This is a genomic window from Acinetobacter sp., assembly GCF_045628685.1.
Classification (GTDB): Bacteria; Pseudomonadota; Gammaproteobacteria; order Pseudomonadales; family Moraxellaceae; genus Acinetobacter.
In genome coordinates, this window is sequence record NZ_JAZQPV010000026.1 from 16,566 (window position 1) to 35,335 (window position 18,770).

An 18,770-nucleotide genomic window follows, 5' to 3' on the forward strand; every position below is an offset into this window, starting at 1 on the left:
ATACAACAAAAGCGCACATTAGATTGCAAAAAAGCCCCAGTCTTTTCAAACCAGGGCTTTAAATAATTAGAATAAAATTATCTTTTAATTTCCGTTACTTTTTCCCACGCCTACATTATCAGCAGCTTTGGTAATTGCGTCACTTTCACCTGCTTCTCTTGCGGTATCCACATCGGTGGCGACTGCTTCATCGGATGCAGTGGCTGTTCCGGTTGCTGGAGTGGTATTGTTTGATGTCGCTGTTTGGGCTGAAGGGTCAGGATGTCCAGGAGGTGCATCTTGAGCATTTGGTTCGCTATCCGCAAACATGTAAGCCAGTAAGGCAATAAGAAAAATACCTACAATAACCAAAATATAAACAGGCAAGCGTTTCTTTTGCGATTTTTCTTCTGGAGTGATTACATGAGGCGGTTTATTGAAATCGTGTGGCATATGCCTATCCCCTTTTTATTTGTCATACCCATATTTTCATACTAGCAATACTTGTTGCCCTATTATGTATAGAAGCATAGTGACATGGTGAATACATGTAAATTTCACTTAAAGGCTTAAGCTTAAAAAATCCATTTTTCAGTGGCTTGAGCGACTGATTCCACAACCACCTCATGTTCATCTTTCAGTTTGACACCAGAGAGCTGTAACTGTCGTGATTTTCTCATCAGTGCCATTAAACGCTGAATGGCAACTCGTTCAGATAACCCCGCAGTACGCACATTGGAAATACAATTGCGCATCGCATCATGGCAGCCTTTATAAGCATTCCAGGTGTAATAGATGCCCATACTGTCCGGTGAACTCAAACCCGGACGTTCACCGATCAGCATCACCAGCATTTTAGCGTTTAGAATCTGCGCGACTTCATCACCCAATGCGACACGGCTACCCGTTGCAATCACCAGTGGTGCAACAGACCAGCCTTCATTAATGCAAGAGTGGTGTAATTGTGCAATAAAATACGCTGCATTATCTTCGATGGCACGCGCAGATAAACCGTCACCCGCCACAATCAGCACATCATATTCTGCTTTATGTTGCGGCTGATATTGTTTTAATAACTGCCGGGATGTTTTCGACAGTTCCCGACCTAAATCTGGACGTTTTAAATAAAGGTCTTTATCTTCTGCACAACTGGAAATCTGCAAAATATCGCTGTTCAGTTTCGCCAATTGTTCTACGAATGCCTGAACATCAAGAATTTTTAAAACTGCGTCTTTGGCCTGCGCATGTGCCAGTTGAAATTCCAGTGAAGGCTTGGTCGGTTGACTGCCACCAACGCGTCCCAAGGCAATTCGGGCATCGGTGAACTGTTTCAGTTGTTCCCAGGCATTTTGTGTCAGTTCGGGTTGAAATTGAATATCGTATTGGACTTTCATTGTTAAACCCTCGACTCATGACAGAATTAAACGGGAAAATTTTTCTGGGAGTTGGCTTGGCCATTGCAATTGTGAGGACTGCTGTTTCAAAATTCCCTGTTGTTCAAGCCAAGCTGAAAACTCGGGTGCAGGCTGCAAACCTAATAATTGGCGAATGTATAAAGCATCATGAAAAGAGGTGGTTTGATAATTCAGCATCACATCATCTGAACCAGGAATACCCATAATGAAATTAATGCCGGCATTGGCCAGTAAAGTTAATAGTACATCCATATCGTCCTGATCGGCATCGGCATGGTTGGTATAGCAAATATCACAGCCCATCGGCAAACCCAGCAATTTCCCACAGAAATGATCTTCCAGTCCTGCCCGAATAATCTGTTTGCCGTTGTATAAGTATTCAGGTCCGATAAACCCGACTACAGTATTGACCAGAAAAGGATAATATTTCCGGGCCACGGCATAGGCACGGGCTTCCATGGTTTGTTGATCGACCCCATGATGGGCATTACTGGATAAGGCACTGCCCTGTCCGGTTTCAAAATACATGACATTTTGACCGACCGTACCGCGCTTTAAACTTAAAGCCGCTTCATAACCCTCCTGCAACACATTCAAGTCAATGCCAAAAGCACTATTGGCGGCTTGTGAACCGGCAATCGACTGAAACATCAAATCGACTGGAATGTTTTTATTGGCCAGCTCTATGCCTGAAGTAACATGCGTCAAGACACAAGACTGGGTCGGAATTTCATATTCATAAATAATATGATCCAGCAGTTTTAACAGTTCTGATAGATTTTGAAGATTATCGGTAGCGGGGTTAATGCCAATGACGGCATCACCATTGCCATACATCAGACCGTCTAAAATACTGGCGGAAATACCGAGTAAGTCATCGGTAGGATGATTCGGTTGTAATCGGGTTGAAAGTCGTCCTTCCAAACCAATGGTGTTACGAAATCGAGTGATCACCGTGCATTTTTTGGCGACCAGAATTAAATCCTGATTGCGCATGATTTTGCTGACTGCAGCCACCATTTCAGGTGTTAGACCGGATTGTAAATACTGTAATTTTTCTGTGGTTGCATCCTCACTGAGTAGCCAATTGCGAAAGTCGCCTACAGTAAAATGTGCAATCGGATAAAAAGCCAAGGCATCATGTTCATCAATAATTAAACGGGTGACTTCATCCTGCTCATAATCAATCAGCGTTTCATTTAGAAACTGCTTGAGCGGTACATCTGCCAGGCACATTTGCGCTGCGACCCGTTCTGTTGCATCACATGCTGCAATTCCTGCCAACTGATCTCCCGACCGTTCAGGCGTCGCTTTTGCCATCAAGGTTTTTAAGTCTGCAAAAACATAATGATGATGAGCCACATTGATTTGATACAGCATGATGCATTGCTCCTGATTCTATCTTCTAATAAGTATTATTTCAGTTCATGTTGTGCTGCCTGAATATTGGCAAACTCTTCTTCTGGTGTTCCCGCAACCAATTGATTTCGGCTATATAAGAAGAAATAAAGAATAAAGGCTGCATAAATTGTGGCCGCCATCAGCCATACTTTAGGGTCAACCACGAAGCCTGCCACGACCGCAATGGCTGCCAGAATCAAAGCAATCGATGCAGTGATGATCCCGCCCGGTGCTTTATACGGACGCGGCATATCAGGTTTTGAAGTTTTCAGTTTGATGTATGCCATCATCATCAGCACATAAGAAATGGTTGCACCAAAAACAGCCATCAAAATAAGAAGATCACCCTCTCCGGTTAAAGACAGCATAAAACCAATAATACCCGGAATGATAATCGCCCAATGCGGAGCATGGTTGTTATTTGTTAAAGAGAGTTTTTTCGGTAAATAGCCGGCACGTGACAGCGCGAAAACTTGCCGAGAGTAGGCATAAATAATAGAAAAGAAACTTGCGATTAACCCTGCCAAACCTACAAAGTTCACAAAGCCAGCCAGCCAGGTATTTTCACCATAAACTGCTTTTAAGGCATCCACCAGTGGTGCACCGGAATTTTTTAAAGTATCTGCACCCGCTGCACCCGTCCCTAAAACCAAGATACTTAATGCAAAAATGAAGAGGATGACCATGGAACCGATTAAGCCACGCGGTAAGGATTTATGCGGCTCTTTGGCTTCTTCCGCCGCTAAAGGTACGCCTTCCACCGCAAGGAAAAACCAGATTGCATAGGGTACTGCTGCCCAAATACCTAAATATCCTAAAGGCAGCAATGCGCTAGATCCAGTTGCTTCAGTATTTACTGCAATGTTAAACAAGTTTTCACTATTGAAATACGGCGCCATGGCGAAAATAAACACCAATAAAGCGACAGCGGCAATGGCGGTAATCATAAAAATGATTTTTAATGCTTCACCTGCACCTTTTAGATGCATGCCCATAAACAGCAAATAACAAGTCAGATAAATGCTCCATCCACCGATCCCAAATAACGATTCGCAATACGCCCCAATGAAACAGGCAATCGCTGCAGGGGCAATGGCATATTCAATGAGAATCGCAGTTCCTGTGAGATAGCCGCCTAAAGGACCAAATGCCGTACGGGCAAAACTGTAACCACCACCTGCGGTCGGCAACATAGTCGACATCTCCGACATCGCCAGACACATACACAGGTACATGATCGCTACGATCACTGTGGCAATGAACATACCACCCCAACCACCCTGAGCCAGACCAAAGTTCCAGCCGGCAAAGTCACCCGAGATGACATACGCCACACCTAAACCAACCAACAACAACCAGCCGACTGCTCCTTTTTTTAATTGTCTTTGAGCAAAATATTCTTCTGTTGTATTTCCCTCAATCGGGGCATTCTCTATGACATCTTTAAGATCTGACATACGCACCTCTTATTTTATTGAATCAATAAGAGCGTTATGCATAAGCCATACCAATTTTTTAAATTTGGTAAAAAAGCGGTTCACGTGGCTGTGATACGAAAATAAATAATTGTAATTTTTATCTTTAATCTCAAATAAAGATGACTCTGGCTTTAGGTGCTGAAATAGCTAAAATGAGCTATAATTATGCACCTTGTTTTTCATGCTGCTTAACTTTATGGCGTATCGTCAGCAATCTGTAACGCTTGATTTGGACACTGATGTCACTCATCAATGTAGCTTGCATTACACTCGTGATGAACATCTCATTGGGATTATTGAATTTAATAAACCCAGTTACGTGCTTAAATGGGGTGACCTGGAATATTTTCGCCGTCGTACAGAAGAGCTTTCAGTGATGCCTTTTCCTGAATGCATTAACGCGATGGTGATTGATATTCGTAATATCGCGCCCTTTTTAGACAATGAAGTGCCGATCATTCCTTGGCGTTTATTGGAAGAAGAATGTCCAATCCGCTTGGTGGTTCCGCAAGATCGTCTTGAACATTATGCAGGTCTGTTTGAACCGACTTGGCTTACCGCAGACGTTGAAACTGCAATCCAAGAAATTCGTGAATATATCGATATGTTTGTACATTAATTAAAATCATTATAAAATTTGATTTATATATCCCTCTTTAATGAGGGATTTTTTATACTTGTTCTTCCCTTAGCAGGGATTGGGGAGGATATCTAAGTTTCCTCCCCCTTTTACAGATGAGCACGAAAAGCTATTACCAATAATTTTCGACCGCTATATTTCCTTCACCGCGGCGATTCATTTTTAAACCACGTGCCTTTAATGCTTCTTTGGTGTCTTCTACCATTTGTGGATTACCGCAAAGCATGACATGACTGGTTTCAACATTAAATTGTAAACCTGCCGCTTTTTCTAATTCGCCATTATCGATCAGTACAGGCAAGCGATCATGTAATGCTGCGTTTGGATCACGGGTGATAATCGGGATGAACTTAAACCCACTATGTCCTTCACCAAAAGTTTCTGCAATTTCTTGAATACGCTCAACATACGCCAGTTCAGATTCTGTTCTTACGCTATAAACCAAGTAAATATTTTTATATTTGGCCCAAGTATCAAAGTCTTGCAGCATAGATAAAAAAGGAGCTAGACCTGTCCCGGTTCCCAACAACCATAAATCTTGAGGTAAAGGCAATTGATAACGTGCAAGTGTCAAAAAGCCATAAGACGTTTTTTCCAGGTACAGTTCATCACCGACTTTTAGGTGCTGTAAATTGGAGGTAAATTTACCTTCTGGAACGACAATCGAGAAAAACTCCAGGATTTCATCAAAAGGAGATGACACCACAGAATAAGCTCGAACAATCAGTTCATCTTCCACTTTTAAACCAATACGCGCGAATTGTCCTGCGGTAAATTTAAAATGTGCAGGTCGTGTCATGGTAAAACTGAATAATGTATTGGTCCACCGGTGTACAGATAAGACTTTTTCTAGGCTAAATTTTTCAATTGACATGATTTCAACGTGGCATGAAAGACTATGCTCATGGTAGCATGCCAACATAATTTATTAATAATTTTTAAATGTTAAGGCTTTATTCATGCGCATGACTTTACGCCAATTGGCTGTTTTTGTAGCAGTCGCTCAAGAAGGCACAGTAACCAAAGCCAGTGATGCCGTAAAACTCACCCAAAGTGCTGCAAGTATGGCTTTAGCAGACTTAGAAGATGGCTTAGGTGCTCCGCTGTTTGATCGTTTGGGTAAACGCTTACAATTAAACGACTTAGGGCGTTATTTATTACCGCAGGCATTAGAAATTTTAGGGCGTTGTGATGCGTTTGAACAAGCTGCAAAAGGCGAACTACAAAGTATTGACTTACGCTTAGGGGCAACACTGACCATCAGTGATTATTTGATTCCAGACCTGATGGCAGATTTCTTACAAATTCAACCACAGGCACATTTACAACTTCAAGTCGGGAACACTCGCCAAATGATTGAAGCAGTCAACCAGTTTCAGCTGGATTTGGCTTTAATTGAAGGTTCATGTCATCTGCCGCAATTACAATGTATTCATTGGCGTGATGATGAACTGGCGGTATGTTGCTCACCAGAACATCCACTAGCACAGCTTGAACGCGCACTCACCCCTGCTGACTTTGAGGCGGCAGGCGTGGAATGGATTTTACGTGAAGAGGGTTCAGGGACTCGCGAAGTCTTTGATAATGCGATTCTCCAAGATTTACCCGATGCCAATATCCGTTTAACTCTCGGTCATAATGAAGCAATTCTTAAAATTGTGGCAGGTGGTATAGGGATGTCCTGTATTTCTAAACTTGCGATTGAGCCTTTACTTGAAAAAGGTCAGCTGGTTATTTTAGAGACACCTTTTTGGCAACTCACCCGTCCATTGTTCATGTTGGTACATCGTCAGAAGTATCAGGGTCCAGGTTTAAAAGCCTTTATGAAATTCTGCGAAAAATAATTTTTTTGATAAAAAAGTGCCATTAGGCGCTTTTTTATTATTTACTCGTTTTACCAACGTGAATCATTTTCACATGGTTCTCCATCACCATCCCCATCCATTAATGTACCAGGACAATGATTGATAAAATATACAGCTTCTTTATAAGAATGCATTTCGGAACAGTGCTTTCGACCATCGCAGGTAAATGTTTGAGTGTCACTTATTTTAGTATTAGCTACTACTTGTACTGTATTAGTAGCCTGAGCAGATTGTCTTCTTAAAGTTTCTCTTTGATATACTCCTGAAATTAAAGGAATAAAAACAGCACTAAATATTCCAACAATTAAAAATCCTACGATAAGATTTATAAAATTAAATCCACCACTCTTTTTTTCTTGTCGATGGGATCGTCGCTCACGCTGTTTTTGATTAATTCTTGATCGACTTTGCGGTGTATGCGTAATCGATTCAATTTTGACATCTAAACGGACGATATTATCCGCTTTGAATTTTCCATTATCTTCGACAATTCGAAACTTCAGCTTTTCCCCTATTTTAGGTTCGATACTTTTATTGGGAAAATCCTTGATATGAAAAAATAAATCTTTCGACTCACCATCCATGCTAATAAATCCAAAGCCACGTTCTACGATATAGCTTTTAACTTTCCCCTCAACAAACATAGCAATCTCTTATTGTTTAAATCTTATGTCGAGAATTGTAATAAAAAAAGCGCCTAAATGGCGCTTTTTATTGAGTATTTTAATAATCTAAATAAAATAATGAGATGGCACAAATTTATTCAATCAACGTTTGAAGTTTGATAACAACGCTGTTGAAATGGCTTCATTGTGTTCCAATATTTTTTTCTGTTTGGTTTTGGCTGGATTTGGATCAATCCGCTCAATACGTGTTGCTTTCATCTTCTCGCCATTTTGTTCAAGCACAAATTTTACTTTTTCATTGCGCTTTGGCTCAACCTCTGTGGCTGTGGCAAAATCTGAGATATGGAAAAATATATCTTCCCCTGCCATTGAAATAAAACCGAATCCTTTTTCAGGATTGTATTTGAATATTTTGCCAAATCTGTATTCTAATTTCATGAACTTTACTCTAATCTGTAAACGCTATTACTACAGTATATAAAAAAGAGGCTTTAAAAGCCCCCTTTCTGATCAAATTCAAAAATTAGTCTTTTTGAACTGAACCAAAAATTTTATCGCCTGCATCGCCAAGACCTGGAACGATATAACCATTTTGATTTAAACCATCATCAATCGATGCAGTAAAAATAATCACATCAGGATGAGCTGCTTCAACACGTTTGATCCCTTCAGGCGCTGCAACCAAAACCATGACACGGATATCTTTACAGCCACTTGCTTTCAATACATCAATCGCTGCAACCAGTGATGAACCTGTCGCTAACATTGGATCGATAATCATCGCAAGACGGTTTTGAACGTCTGGTACCAGTTTTTTGTAGTAAGTACGCGCCTCTAAAGTTTTTTCATCACGTTCCAAGCCTAGAACCGATACTTTCGCACTTGGAATAAGATTTAAGAAACCATCCAACATGCCAATGCCGGCACGTAAAATCGGCACAACGGTAATTTTTTTACCGACAATACGATCTACAATTACCTTGCCATTCCAGCCATCAATTTCGTGATCACATACCGGTAAATCTTTGGTCGCTTCATAAGTGAGAAGCATGGTGACTTCTTGTGCTAATTCGCGAAAGTTTTTTGTACTAATGTCTGCACGGCGTAGCAAACCAAGTTTATGTCGAATGAGCGGATGACGGATTTCATGAATAGCCACGGGAGAACACCTAAAAGATGAGATAAAATTTCTCCTATTATAAATGTTTTTTATATCTCATATAAACCAAAAAGCCCCCTAAGATAGGAGGCTTTTTGTTTAAAACTAATCGTTTTTTTAGATTACTGCTGAGAAAGCATGAAATGCAGTGGAGATAAAATCTCTGCTTGAAGCGCCATCTTGATGATTGGATCTGGGTAAACCCCGATTACCAATACTGCAAGTGCAGCAGCAAGCACCATCATACCACCCACTTTTTGACCCCAATGTTTATCGGCATCAATACGTGGGGTATCTGGAGGAGTCATGTACATCACTACCATTACACGAAGGTAATAATACAGACCAATACCAGAACCGACGATGATCATTGCAGCAAGGAACCAGTGCTGCGTTGTTACCGCAGCCATTACTACCAAGAACTTACCAATGAAGCCTGCAGTCAAGGGAATACCGGCAAGAGACAACATCATTACAGTCAAAGTTGCGGTCAGTACTGGACGACGCCAGAACAAACCACGGTAATCCGCCAAACTTTCTGCTTCATTGGCGTTGTTATATGGGCTCGACATTAATGCAACCACACCGAACGCACCAATCGTCGTTAACACATAAGTGATCACATAAACCGTTACATTACCTAAGCTTGCGTAAGTCATGCTGATTAAACCAATCAACAAATAACCAAAGTGTGCAATTGAAGAGTAACCCAGGATACGTTTCAAGTTGACTTGACGTACCGCAAGGAAGTTACCCACCAAGATTGAAAGCACCGCAATAATCGTAATGATGGTGACGATTGAATCAACTAGGATTGCGCCTGAAGTTAATAAGTAACGTACGAATAAACCGATGGTTGCAACTTTTGCAACCGTCGCAAGGAATGTTGCGATTGGCGCTGGCGCACCTGCATAAACGTCTGGTGTCCATTTGTGGAACGGTGCAAGAGACAATTTAAATGCAACGGCACAGATAATTAGACCTAGACCTAAAATCACCATCGGTTGCTGGATCGCTTGCATTAACGCTTGGACATTGTCATAGAAAGACAATGAACCGGTATACGCATAAATATAAGCCATGCCCATTAACAGCATTGCAGAAGCAGTTGCTGAAAGAACCAGATATTTAATACCCGCTTCTAAAGAACGTGACCGCTGATGCGTATATGCCAACAGACCGTATACAGGAATCGACATTAACTCAAGGCTGATGAAGAAAGATGCATAGTGAGAGCTTGCCACCATGAGCATTGCACCCGCAACCGAGCACAACATCAAGATGTATAGTTCTTCACGGTTATCTTTGTAGCTGTCAATATAAGCGTGTGACAAGGTACAGCAAGCAAGAGACGCAACAATAATCAGCAACTGATAAAGCATGCTAAATGGATCAACCATAAACATGCCCATCACGTTCGATGGTGCAAATGCACCACCAAACATAGCGAATAGGATATATACCGCAGCAAGGTTTAAGCCCACTACAGACGTTGTCGCAATTAAATTATGGTTACGTTTAATTGCAATGAGAAGCATCACAACGATCGCAGTTAAAGCCACGATCATCACAGGAGCTAATGGCATGAGCTCAGAAAATGACATTGTGAAGTTCATGGCTTATTGGATCTCCACATTTTGTTGAGATACGACTTGTTGAGTCGCATCGACAACGTCTTGAACTGGGATATAGCTATTTGCTAACCACGCCATGCTTGAATTTGAAATATCAAGGAAGCTTTGTGGGTAGATACCAAGCCATAGTAGCGCAACAGCACAAACTAACAGAATAACAATCTCACGTGCATTTAAGTCTTTCAGTGGGCTTGTATAATGTTGTTTTTGCTCTTCGTTTGGCGTACCAAACATTGCTTTGTGGATAAGGATTAAGCCATAAAGACCTGCCAACACCAAGCTGATTGCTGCCAAAATGGTAAAGGTTGGGAATTTTTCGAATGAACCCATCAAAATCAGGAATTCACCAATAAAGTTACCCAGACCCGGAATACCTACAAGGGCTGCAACAAAGAACATCAAGAAGAATGGAAGGTATTGGAACTGACCACGAATACCGCCCATTTTACGCAAGTCACGGGTATGTAAACGTTCATACACCTGACCACACATAATGAACAGTGCAGCAGATGACAAGCCATGTGCCAGCATCATGATCATTAGACCTTGGAAGGTCAAAATATTACCTGCGTAGATCGCAAGGAGTACAAAGCCCATGTGCGAAATAGAGGTATAAGCAAGCAAACGTTTCATATCGGTTTGTTGGAAAGCACACCAGGCGCCGTAGAATACACCAATTAAACCGAAGATGATCGCGATGTCTGCAAACTGTGCAGAAGCCGCCGGAAAGAATGGAATAACGAAACGAAGTAAACCGTATGCAGCGGTTTTAATCAAGATACCCGCCAAGTCGACAGAACCTGCTGTCGGTGCCTGAGCATGCGCATCTGGTAACCAGCCGTGCAATGGGAACACTGGAAGTTTCACAGCGAAACCAATAAACATACAGATCATCAAGGCATAAGCCACTGATGGTAATTGTGCATCAAGCGTATTCGCTACACCTAACAAATAGTTGTAATCAAATCCGATCATGCCTGTCATCATGTAACCGTAAACCACAAGGCCTAGGATACCGATGAGCATGATTAAACCTGCCACCTGGGTATAGATGAAGAACTTGGTCGCTGCGTATACACGTGATTTGTTGTCCGCGCCCTTATGACCCCATAACGCAATCAGGAAGTAGATTGGTACAAGCATCATCTCCCAGAAGAAGAAGAACAGGAACAGGTCAATCGCGATGAATACACCGATGACCCCACCTAAAGACCATAAAAGGTTTAAGTGGAAGAATCCGACATTCTTTTGAATCTCGCCCCATGAACAACCTACTGCAAGTACACCCAGTAATGCAGTCAAGCCCACCATAAGAAGTGAAAGCCCATCCACTGCCAAGTGAATGTTAATACCGAGGGTTTGAATCCAAGGCACCATAAATTCGGCGGACCAAGTCGGAACTTTAGCACCTAATTCATAGGTAAAATTACCAGATTGCCAAAGTAAAACAGTTAAGCCTAAAGTTACGAGCATACCGATTAAGGCAATATAACGTGGCAATTTGTCATCGACCTTGTCGACTAACCAACAAATAAAACCTGCAATGAACGGTACGAGGATCAGTGCGGGTAAAATCCAGTTGTTTGTGATTTCCATCTTATTTCCCCACTACCTGAATCACGATCAAGATCATCAGCAATACCACTACACCGAGTGACATACTTGATGCGTATTCACGCAATGAACCTGTTTGACGTGAGCTTGTGAAGCTATGACCCCCTTTAACAATCGCAGGAAGCACTAACCACAAACCATCAATTGGATCACGACCTAAAATTTTCGCGATAAGCAAATATGGTTTTACAAATACGATGTTATACAACGCATCAAAACCAAGTGCATTGCGGCAAATATTGGCAAGACCGATACCGAATGAAGTTTCTGCAAAAGCTTTAACAGCCTTGTAAGCAAAAGCAAACAAGATCACTCCAACTACAAGACCAGCAAGTGCAATACCGACTGCGGTATATTCAGCACCGTGTACACCGGCTTCAAGCGTTTCAGGAATAATGAACGCAGGAATTTTCGCAGAGTTTAAAATTGCTTCTACTGGTGCTTTTAAGAAGTATGCCAGACCAGTTGAAAGCACTGCCAAGATACCCAACGGAGCCCAATAAGTCGCGCCTTTGATTTCATGATATGGGGTGTTTTCTTTACCAAAGAATACAACCCAGATTAAACGGAATGTATAAATAGATGTTAAGAATGCACCCGCAACACCAACCCAGTACACACTGTTATAAACAGCAACACTTTGTCCCTGCGCCCAAACTGCACCAAGGATCGCATCTTTCGAGAAGAAACCGATGGTTAGGAATGGAATGGCAGCCAAGGCACCGCCACCAATCGCGAAGCAGGCAAACAAGAATTTGTTATGTTTGAACAAGCCACCCATTTTGAAGATGTTTTGTTCGTGGTGATAAGCCAGAATCACCGCACCAGACGACAAGAACAATAATGCCTTGAAGAATGCGTGTGAAAGCATATGGAATAAACCGGCTTGGTATGCTTCAGCACCGACAGCCATAAACATGTAACCGAGCTGACTCATGGTTGAGTAAGCCAAGATACGTTTGATGTCGGTTTGAACCAATGCAGCAAAACCGGCAACAATCAATGTTACCGCACCTGTAATCGAGATGAACATCATCACTTCAGGTGTCATTTCAAACACAGAGAACATACGGCAGCACAGGTAAATACCTGCAGTAACCATTGTTGCAGCATGGATCAATGCAGAAACAGGTGTAGGACCTGCCATCGCATCGGCGAGCCATGTTTGTAATGGAATTTGCGCAGATTTACCGGCAGCACCCAAGAACAACATTAAAGATGTCCAGATCGCAAGTGAATGGTCACCCGCTAAAACTTGAGGTGCATTGGCAACGATTGTTCCAATATGCAAAGTACCAAATTGTTGGTAAAGCAAGAACAATGCGATCAGCAAGAATACATCACCGATACGGGTTACGGTAAATGCTTTAATTGCTGCATAACCATTTTCAGGTTTTTGGTAGTAGTAACCAATCAGCAAGTATGAACATAGACCTACACCTTCCCAACCCAAGAACAATAACGCCAGGTTATCGCCCAATACGAGAAGCAACATGCTCGCTACGAACAGGTTGAAGTAAGAGAAGAAACGCGCGAAGTCTTCATCACCACGCATGTACCATGATGCAAAGATGTGGATTAAGAAACCAACACCTGTCACCATGCCCATCATCAGTAATGACAGACCGTCTAGATGCAGGCTCATGCCTGGCGCTAAACCACCCACGTTGAACCATGTCCAAAGATGTTGAACTTGAGCAACTGAGCCATTCGCGACAAAGCCCATACCAGCAATCAGTGCAAATAAAGCCGAAAGACCGACTGAACCCACGCCAATAATCGCTGCTACATTTTCAGGAAGCTTGTTACGCCCCGCCGCCAAAAGGATAAAACCAATGAGCGGAAATAATACTGTTAAATATAAATAACTCATCCGCGCATCTCACTAGCAGCATCCACATCCAAATGATGGAAGCGATGGTAGAACTGAAGGACGATCGCAAGACCAATACACGCCTCTGCAGCAGCAAGAGTTAAAATCAGGATGAACATGATTTGTCCATCCGGTTGTACCCATGCGCTACCTGCTAAAACAAACGCAAGTGCAGCTGCGTTCATCATCACTTCAAGGCTCATTAACATAAATAATAGGTTGCGTCGCACCATTACACCGTAGAAACCGAGTGCAAAAAGAATGGTTGCAACGATCAAACCATGTTCTAAAGGGATGTTGCCCATTATTCTTTTTCCTTTTCTGCACTTGGTTCACGTTTACCTAAATGGAAGGCTGCAACCAGGGCTGCAAGCAATAACATCGCGGCAACTTCTACCAATAGTAAGTAGTGAGTAAAGAGCGCTGTACCGACAACTTTCGGTCCAACCACTTCGGTGCCCATCACAGGACCAGCAGTGGTGTAATCCGAACCGAGCATCCAGACAAGCACTAGGCCCATCAGGAAACTCACCATTGCAGGATATGCCCATGCAGATGAAGTGAGCCACTTACGTTCCTGATCAACCGTATGTTGACCAAGATTCAGCATCATCACCACAAACACAAACAACACCATGATCGCGCCGGCATAAACAATAATTTCGAGCGCACCAGCGAATGGTGCACCCACGATCATGAACATCCCTGCAACTGCAAGCAGAGACACAATTAAGCTAAGCAATGCATGTACAGGATTCGCGTTGGTAACAACACGAATCGTAGAGACAATGGCCACGAGTGCCATCAAATAAAATGGCCACATCATGGTAATAAGCTCCGTACGTCAACAGGCGCGCTTTCGCGTTGTGCTTGACCTTTATCTTTACCTGCTACAGCCATACCCGCTACGCGGTAGAAGTTGTAGTCAGGATATTTACCAGGACCTGAAATGAGCAAGTTTTCTTTCTCATAAACCAAGTCTTGACGAACGTATTCGCCTAATTCGAAATCTGGTGTCATCTGGATTGCAGTCGTCGGACATGCTTCTTCACACATACCGCAGAAAATGCAACGAGAGAAGTTGATACGGAAAAACTCCGGATACCAACGACCATCTTCTTTTTCTGCTTTTTGCAGTGAAATACAGCCCACCGGACAAGCAACCGCACATAAGTTACATGCAACACAGCGCTCTTCGCCATCTGGGTCACGTGTCAATACAATACGACCACGGAAACGCGGCGGAACAATTTGTTCACCTGGTACTTCTGGATATAAAATGGTGTCACGTTTACGTGTCACGTGGCTGAATACCATCCACAATGAACGTACGATTGACCCAAATCCAGCTAGAATTTTATACATTTTGTACTCCCTGCTGTCCTAGGCCTGATTCATCAGAATCACAGCACCAGTCACCAACAAGTTGACCAACGCCAATGGCAAACAAATTTTCCAACCAAAGTTCATTACTTGGTCATAACGTGGACGCATTAACGAACCACGAGCCAAGACAAACATCATGACAAAAAATGCTGTTTTGATAATGAACCAGAATACTGGTGGAATAAATGGAATTTCTAGGTTGAATGGCGCTAACCAACCACCGAAGAATAAAGTCACGATCAGTGCTGAAATAAGTACGACGTTGACATATTCTGCAACGAAGAACATACCCCATTTCATACCGCCGTATTCGACATGGTAACCTTCCGCCAATTCTTGTTCAGCTTCTGGTTGGTCAAATGGATGACGATGCGTTACCGCAACACCAGCAACAATAAAGATCAAGAAACCCAAGAATTGAGGAATAACAAACCAGACATCACGTTGCGCTTCAACGATCTCGCGCATGTTGAATGAGCCTGCAATTGCGACCACACCCATCAGCGAGATACCCAAGAACACTTCATAAGAAATGGTTTGAGCTGCAGAACGAAGACCACCGAGCAATGCATATTTGTTATTTGAAGCCCAGCCACCGAACAGTACTGCATAGACTGCGATACCAGCCATTGCCATAAAGAACAATAGCCCGATACTCATGTCTGCAACACCCAGTGTTGGACTTACAGGAATCACCATGAACGACAGTACCGCAGTTGCCATGGCAACTGCGGGTGCTAAACGGAAAGTCAGCTTGTCAGCAAACTTAGGTGTCCAGTCTTCCTTGAACATGATTTTCAGCATGTCGGCAACGATTTGGAACATTCCCCCAGGACCAACACGGTTTGGACCGTAACGGTCTTGCCACAATGCAAGTAAACGACGTTCGATGAATGACATCAACGCAGCGACAAGCACCACCACAAGCAAGATCACAATCGCCTGAACTACAGAGTAAGCGATTGGCCAATTCTCAGCCCAAAGCGGTGTTTGACGTATAATTTCTTGATTCATGAATTACACTCCTACCGCGACTGATACAGGCTCTGCGAGTGAAACCGTTGGTGCAAGACCAATTGGATAACCAATATAACCTGTAGGTAAATATTCAATCACTTGAACTGGAAGGCTAATGTTTGCTTCGCCAGATTTCACAGTAATTTTTTGACCGTCTTGAATATTTAGACGCGCAGCATCTTGTTCACCCACTGCAAATACTGCTTCAGGAATACGCGATTCCATGGCAGGTGTTTTCACAGTGAACTCACCAGAACCAAAAATATGATGCATTGGCACTAAACGGAAACTTTCCAGATGCACAACAACTGGCGTTGGTGCAACGAAAGTACGTGCAGGACGTTTGGTTAGACGATCGAATAAACGCACACCTGCATCACCACCTTTCAAATGGCCACCCACGTTGTCTTGGTATTTGTTCCAAGCTTGCGGAGAGTTCCAGCCCGCAGACCATGCAAATGGAACCAGTGAAGATGGCGTTTCATTCCCCACATAACCTTCCATAGAGAACGTTAATGCAGAATCGATATCGATCGGCTGTTTTGGTTCATGTACAGATAACGGCGCACGCATTGCAGTACGACCTGAATAACGGCGGGGTTCACGCGCAATTTTCAAGCCATGCACACGGTAGCCCGCATCTGGTGCCACATCTCGAATCGCTTCAAGTGCAGGAACATTTTTCGCAACTGACTCAATCACGTCATCAAGCAATGTCCATGAAATTGCCTTACCTTGTAAGCCAGTTTCAATGGCATGTAACCAGCGCCATGATTCTTTAATCGCATACTCTGGTTTGTAGTAGCTTGGGTCATACACTTGGTAGAAACGTTGTGCACGGCCTTCCTGAGAAACGACAGTACCATCACCTTCCGCGAAGCTTGCCGCTGAAAGTACAATCGATGCTTTTGCAACAGTTGCAGTTTCGGCATGATCAAGCACGATCACTTCTTTGGCTTTGGCAAATGCTGCATCCACCTGAGCTGTTGGTAAACGACGGTATAGGTCGTTTTCAACCACGATAATGGTATCGTAATCTTGAGCGAATGCCTGTTCTAGGCTTAATCCGCCAAAGATTGCCAAGCCCATTGAGTTCACTTCAGGAACAGTCAATGTAAGACCTGCATTACCAAGATTCTGTGCAACTTGTGCAGCAGCTTCCATGATTGCCGGGTCTTGCAAGCTTGTACCAGAGATAATCAATGGTTTTTTCGCAGCTTTTAAGGTGTCGGCAATGGTTTGTGCAAATGCTTTGGCATCGTCATCCAGACCCGCGATGTTTTCACCAGCAACTGCCGCAGCAACCGCAAAGCCTAAACGCGCGATGTCATTTGGAGAAGCAACCACTTCACCCGTTGCAACGTCCGCCAAACGTGTTTGAGTCGCAGCAAGGATGTAAATCGGAGATTTTGCATCTTGACCAATACGTTGTACCGGTTCAGCCAGCCATTCTTGCGTACGACGTTCTGCCGCCATTTCTTTGGCTTTGTTTTTCGCAGCTTGGCGAACAGACAATGCCATACGTGGCGCAGTTTGAGTTAAGTCTTCACCCAAAATCAACACAGCGTCATAGCTTTCGATTTCACGCATCGTCGGGTTATAAACACCCTCGGTTTGCATGATAGAAGCCGCAAGCTCAACCAGATTTTGTTCTTTTTGAGACATACCTGTTGAGTAATTGTCTTGACCGACCAATTCACGAAGTGCGAAGTTGGATTCAAGCGATGCACGTGGAGACCCGATACCCAAAACTTTTTTGCCTTGAATATTTGTAATCACGGTATCTAATGCTTGATCAACAGAAACCGTAGTCACGTTTGCGCCATTACGGAACTGTGGCTGACGCGGACGATCTGCACGGTTGACATAACCCGTACCGAAACGACCTTTATCACACAGGAAGTATTGGTTAACGTCACCGTTAAAGCGGTTTTCTACACGACGAAGTTCACCATAACGCTCACCCGGAGAGATATTACAACCTGAAGAACAGCCGTGGCATACGCTTGGCGCATACTGCATGTCCCATTTACGGTTATAACGTTCTGAGTGGGTTTTATCAGTGAATACACCCGTTGGGCAGACTTCAGTCAGGTTACCCGAGAATTCAGATTCTAAAGTGCCTGATTCCGGACGACCGAAGTAAACACGAGAAGCATTCGCATAGACACCAAAGTCTGTACCGCCTGCGTAGTCATTGTAGTAACGAACACAACGGTAGCAGGCGATACAACGGTTCATTTCATGAGAAATAAATGAGCCTAGCTCCTGGTTGTAATGTGTACGTTTGGTGAAACGGTAACGACGACGATCGTGCTGTGTCATCACCGTCATATCTTGTAAATGACAGTGACCACCCTCTTCACAGACTGGACAGTCGTGCGGGTGATTGGTCATCAAGAATTCAACAATCGAGGCACGGAATTCCGTTGCTTCTTTGTCTTCAATTGAAATATAGGAATTGTCAGAAGCTGGCGTCATACATGACATCACCAAACGGCCACGCGTATCTTCAGGATTTGCGTATTGTTTGACGGCACATTGACGGCAAGAACCAACTGAACCTAAGGATGGATGCCAACAGAAGTATGGAATATCCAGACCCAAAGACAAACATGCTTGCAGCAAGTTTTCCGAGCCATTTACTTCGTAGTCTTTTCCATCGACATGAATTGTAGCCATA

17 protein-coding genes and 1 pseudogene are annotated in these 18,770 nt (G+C 43.2%); 2 read left to right on the forward strand and 16 right to left on the reverse strand.

Annotated features, from left to right (window positions below; translation table 11 throughout):
* Positions 1-159: 159 nt before the first annotated feature.
* The 4 genes and pseudogenes from ACKI4H_RS03810 to eat all read right to left on the reverse strand — a co-directional run.
* Positions 160-432, reverse strand: a pseudogene (locus ACKI4H_RS03810) (hypothetical protein); the annotation flags it as partial.
* A gap of 122 nt (positions 433-554) precedes the next feature.
* The gene (eutC, locus tag ACKI4H_RS03815; RefSeq protein WP_407303973.1) at positions 555-1,373 is read right to left on the reverse strand and encodes an ethanolamine ammonia-lyase subunit EutC; all 819 of its coding nucleotides are present in this window, start codon (positions 1,371-1,373) and stop codon (positions 555-557) included.
* A 15-nt stretch (positions 1,374-1,388) separates the two neighbouring features.
* Positions 1,389-2,774: an ethanolamine ammonia-lyase subunit EutB gene (locus tag ACKI4H_RS03820; RefSeq protein WP_407303974.1), complete on the reverse strand. Its 1,386-nt coding sequence runs from the start codon at positions 2,772-2,774 to the stop codon at positions 1,389-1,391.
* Between the two features lie 35 nt (positions 2,775-2,809).
* Complete coding sequence (eat, locus tag ACKI4H_RS03825) at positions 2,810-4,252, reverse strand: ethanolamine permease (protein WP_407303975.1); 1,443 nt, start codon at positions 4,250-4,252, stop codon at positions 2,810-2,812.
* Between the two features lie 217 nt (positions 4,253-4,469).
* Between eat and ACKI4H_RS03830 the strand changes: the two genes are divergently transcribed.
* Positions 4,470-4,892, forward strand: coding sequence for a hypothetical protein (locus ACKI4H_RS03830; protein ID WP_131267781.1), 423 nt, complete (start codon positions 4,470-4,472; stop codon positions 4,890-4,892).
* A gap of 133 nt (positions 4,893-5,025) precedes the next feature.
* Here the strand turns inward: ACKI4H_RS03830 and ACKI4H_RS03835 are convergent, their stop codons facing one another.
* Positions 5,026-5,787 (reverse strand): ferredoxin--NADP reductase, encoded by a 762-nt coding sequence (locus tag ACKI4H_RS03835; protein ID WP_407303977.1) that lies wholly within the window; start codon positions 5,785-5,787, stop codon positions 5,026-5,028.
* 85 nt (positions 5,788-5,872) lie between these two features.
* Here ACKI4H_RS03835 and gigC point away from each other — a divergent pair, with 85 nt between their 5' ends.
* A complete protein-coding gene (gigC, locus tag ACKI4H_RS03840; RefSeq protein WP_407303978.1) occupies positions 5,873-6,757 on the forward strand; it encodes a LysR family transcriptional regulator GigC in 885 nt (294 codons plus the stop codon).
* A 50-nt stretch (positions 6,758-6,807) separates the two neighbouring features.
* Here the strand turns inward: gigC and ACKI4H_RS03845 are convergent, their stop codons facing one another.
* The 11 genes from ACKI4H_RS03845 to nuoG all read right to left on the reverse strand — a co-directional run bounded on the left by ACKI4H_RS03845 (position 6,808) and on the right by nuoG (position 18,769).
* Positions 6,808-7,422: a cold shock domain-containing protein gene (locus tag ACKI4H_RS03845; RefSeq protein ID WP_407303979.1), complete on the reverse strand. Its 615-nt coding sequence runs from the start codon at positions 7,420-7,422 to the stop codon at positions 6,808-6,810.
* Between the two features lie 123 nt (positions 7,423-7,545).
* On the reverse strand, positions 7,546-7,842 hold the full coding sequence (locus ACKI4H_RS03850) for a cold shock domain-containing protein (RefSeq protein ID WP_407303980.1): 297 nt from the start codon (positions 7,840-7,842) through the stop codon (positions 7,546-7,548).
* A gap of 85 nt (positions 7,843-7,927) precedes the next feature.
* Positions 7,928-8,563, reverse strand: a complete 636-nt coding sequence (upp, locus tag ACKI4H_RS03855; protein ID WP_131268658.1) for a uracil phosphoribosyltransferase — start codon at positions 8,561-8,563, stop codon at positions 7,928-7,930.
* A 122-nt stretch (positions 8,564-8,685) separates the two neighbouring features.
* On the reverse strand, positions 8,686-10,179 hold the full coding sequence (nuoN, locus tag ACKI4H_RS03860) for an NADH-quinone oxidoreductase subunit NuoN (protein WP_407303981.1): 1,494 nt from the start codon (positions 10,177-10,179) through the stop codon (positions 8,686-8,688).
* 3 nt (positions 10,180-10,182) lie between these two features.
* Positions 10,183-11,787, reverse strand: a complete 1,605-nt coding sequence (nuoM, locus tag ACKI4H_RS03865; RefSeq protein WP_407303995.1) for an NADH-quinone oxidoreductase subunit M — start codon at positions 11,785-11,787, stop codon at positions 10,183-10,185.
* A 7-nt stretch (positions 11,788-11,794) separates the two neighbouring features.
* Positions 11,795-13,684, reverse strand: a complete 1,890-nt coding sequence (nuoL, locus tag ACKI4H_RS03870; RefSeq protein WP_407303982.1) for an NADH-quinone oxidoreductase subunit L — start codon at positions 13,682-13,684, stop codon at positions 11,795-11,797.
* Positions 13,681-13,989, reverse strand: coding sequence for an NADH-quinone oxidoreductase subunit NuoK (gene nuoK, locus ACKI4H_RS03875; RefSeq protein WP_039621332.1), 309 nt, complete (start codon positions 13,987-13,989; stop codon positions 13,681-13,683). Before nuoK ends, nuoL begins: the two co-directional genes overlap by 4 nt.
* Positions 13,989-14,507, reverse strand: coding sequence for an NADH-quinone oxidoreductase subunit J (gene nuoJ / locus ACKI4H_RS03880; RefSeq protein ID WP_407303996.1), 519 nt, complete (start codon positions 14,505-14,507; stop codon positions 13,989-13,991). Before nuoJ ends, nuoK begins: the two co-directional genes overlap by 1 nt.
* Entirely contained in the window at positions 14,507-15,049 is a 543-nt protein-coding gene (gene nuoI, locus ACKI4H_RS03885) for an NADH-quinone oxidoreductase subunit NuoI (protein WP_067870251.1), read from the reverse strand. The genes nuoJ and nuoI overlap by 1 nt, the downstream gene beginning before the upstream one ends.
* A gap of 18 nt (positions 15,050-15,067) precedes the next feature.
* Positions 15,068-16,084, reverse strand: a complete 1,017-nt coding sequence (gene nuoH, locus ACKI4H_RS03890) for an NADH-quinone oxidoreductase subunit NuoH (RefSeq protein WP_131214221.1) — start codon at positions 16,082-16,084, stop codon at positions 15,068-15,070.
* A 3-nt stretch (positions 16,085-16,087) separates the two neighbouring features.
* Positions 16,088-18,769: an NADH-quinone oxidoreductase subunit NuoG gene (nuoG, locus tag ACKI4H_RS03895; protein ID WP_407303983.1), complete on the reverse strand. Its 2,682-nt coding sequence runs from the start codon at positions 18,767-18,769 to the stop codon at positions 16,088-16,090.
* Position 18,770 lies beyond the last annotated feature (1 nt).

Bases quoted from the DNA above. Each gene is read 5' to 3' on its own strand.
- nuoI (WP_067870251.1), bottom strand. From the start codon at position 15,049: ATGTATAAAATTCTAGCTGGATTTGGGTCAATCGTACGTTCATTGTGG.
- eat (WP_407303975.1), bottom strand. From the start codon at position 4,252: ATGTCAGATCTTAAAGATGTCATAGAGAATGCCCCGATTGAGGGAAAT.
- nuoH (WP_131214221.1), bottom strand. From the start codon at position 16,084: ATGAATCAAGAAATTATACGTCAAACACCGCTTTGGGCTGAGAATTGG.
- nuoL (WP_407303982.1), bottom strand. From the start codon at position 13,684: ATGAGTTATTTATATTTAACAGTATTATTTCCGCTCATTGGTTTTATC.
- ACKI4H_RS03820 (WP_407303974.1), bottom strand. From the start codon at position 2,774: ATGCTGTATCAAATCAATGTGGCTCATCATCATTATGTTTTTGCAGAC.
- ACKI4H_RS03850 (WP_407303980.1), bottom strand. From the start codon at position 7,842: ATGAAATTAGAATACAGATTTGGCAAAATATTCAAATACAATCCTGAA.
- nuoJ (WP_407303996.1), bottom strand. From the start codon at position 14,507: ATGTGGCCATTTTATTTGATGGCACTCGTGGCCATTGTCTCTACGATT.
- gigC (WP_407303978.1), top strand. From the start codon at position 5,873: ATGCGCATGACTTTACGCCAATTGGCTGTTTTTGTAGCAGTCGCTCAA.
- ACKI4H_RS03835 (WP_407303977.1), bottom strand. From the start codon at position 5,787: ATGTCAATTGAAAAATTTAGCCTAGAAAAAGTCTTATCTGTACACCGG.
- nuoK (WP_039621332.1), bottom strand. From the start codon at position 13,989: ATGGGCAACATCCCTTTAGAACATGGTTTGATCGTTGCAACCATTCTT.
- ACKI4H_RS03830 (WP_131267781.1), top strand. From the start codon at position 4,470: ATGGCGTATCGTCAGCAATCTGTAACGCTTGATTTGGACACTGATGTC.
- eutC (WP_407303973.1), bottom strand. From the start codon at position 1,373: ATGAAAGTCCAATACGATATTCAATTTCAACCCGAACTGACACAAAAT.
- nuoG (WP_407303983.1), bottom strand. From the start codon at position 18,769: ATGGCTACAATTCATGTCGATGGAAAAGACTACGAAGTAAATGGCTCG.
- ACKI4H_RS03845 (WP_407303979.1), bottom strand. From the start codon at position 7,422: ATGTTTGTTGAGGGGAAAGTTAAAAGCTATATCGTAGAACGTGGCTTT.
- nuoN (WP_407303981.1), bottom strand. From the start codon at position 10,179: ATGAACTTCACAATGTCATTTTCTGAGCTCATGCCATTAGCTCCTGTG.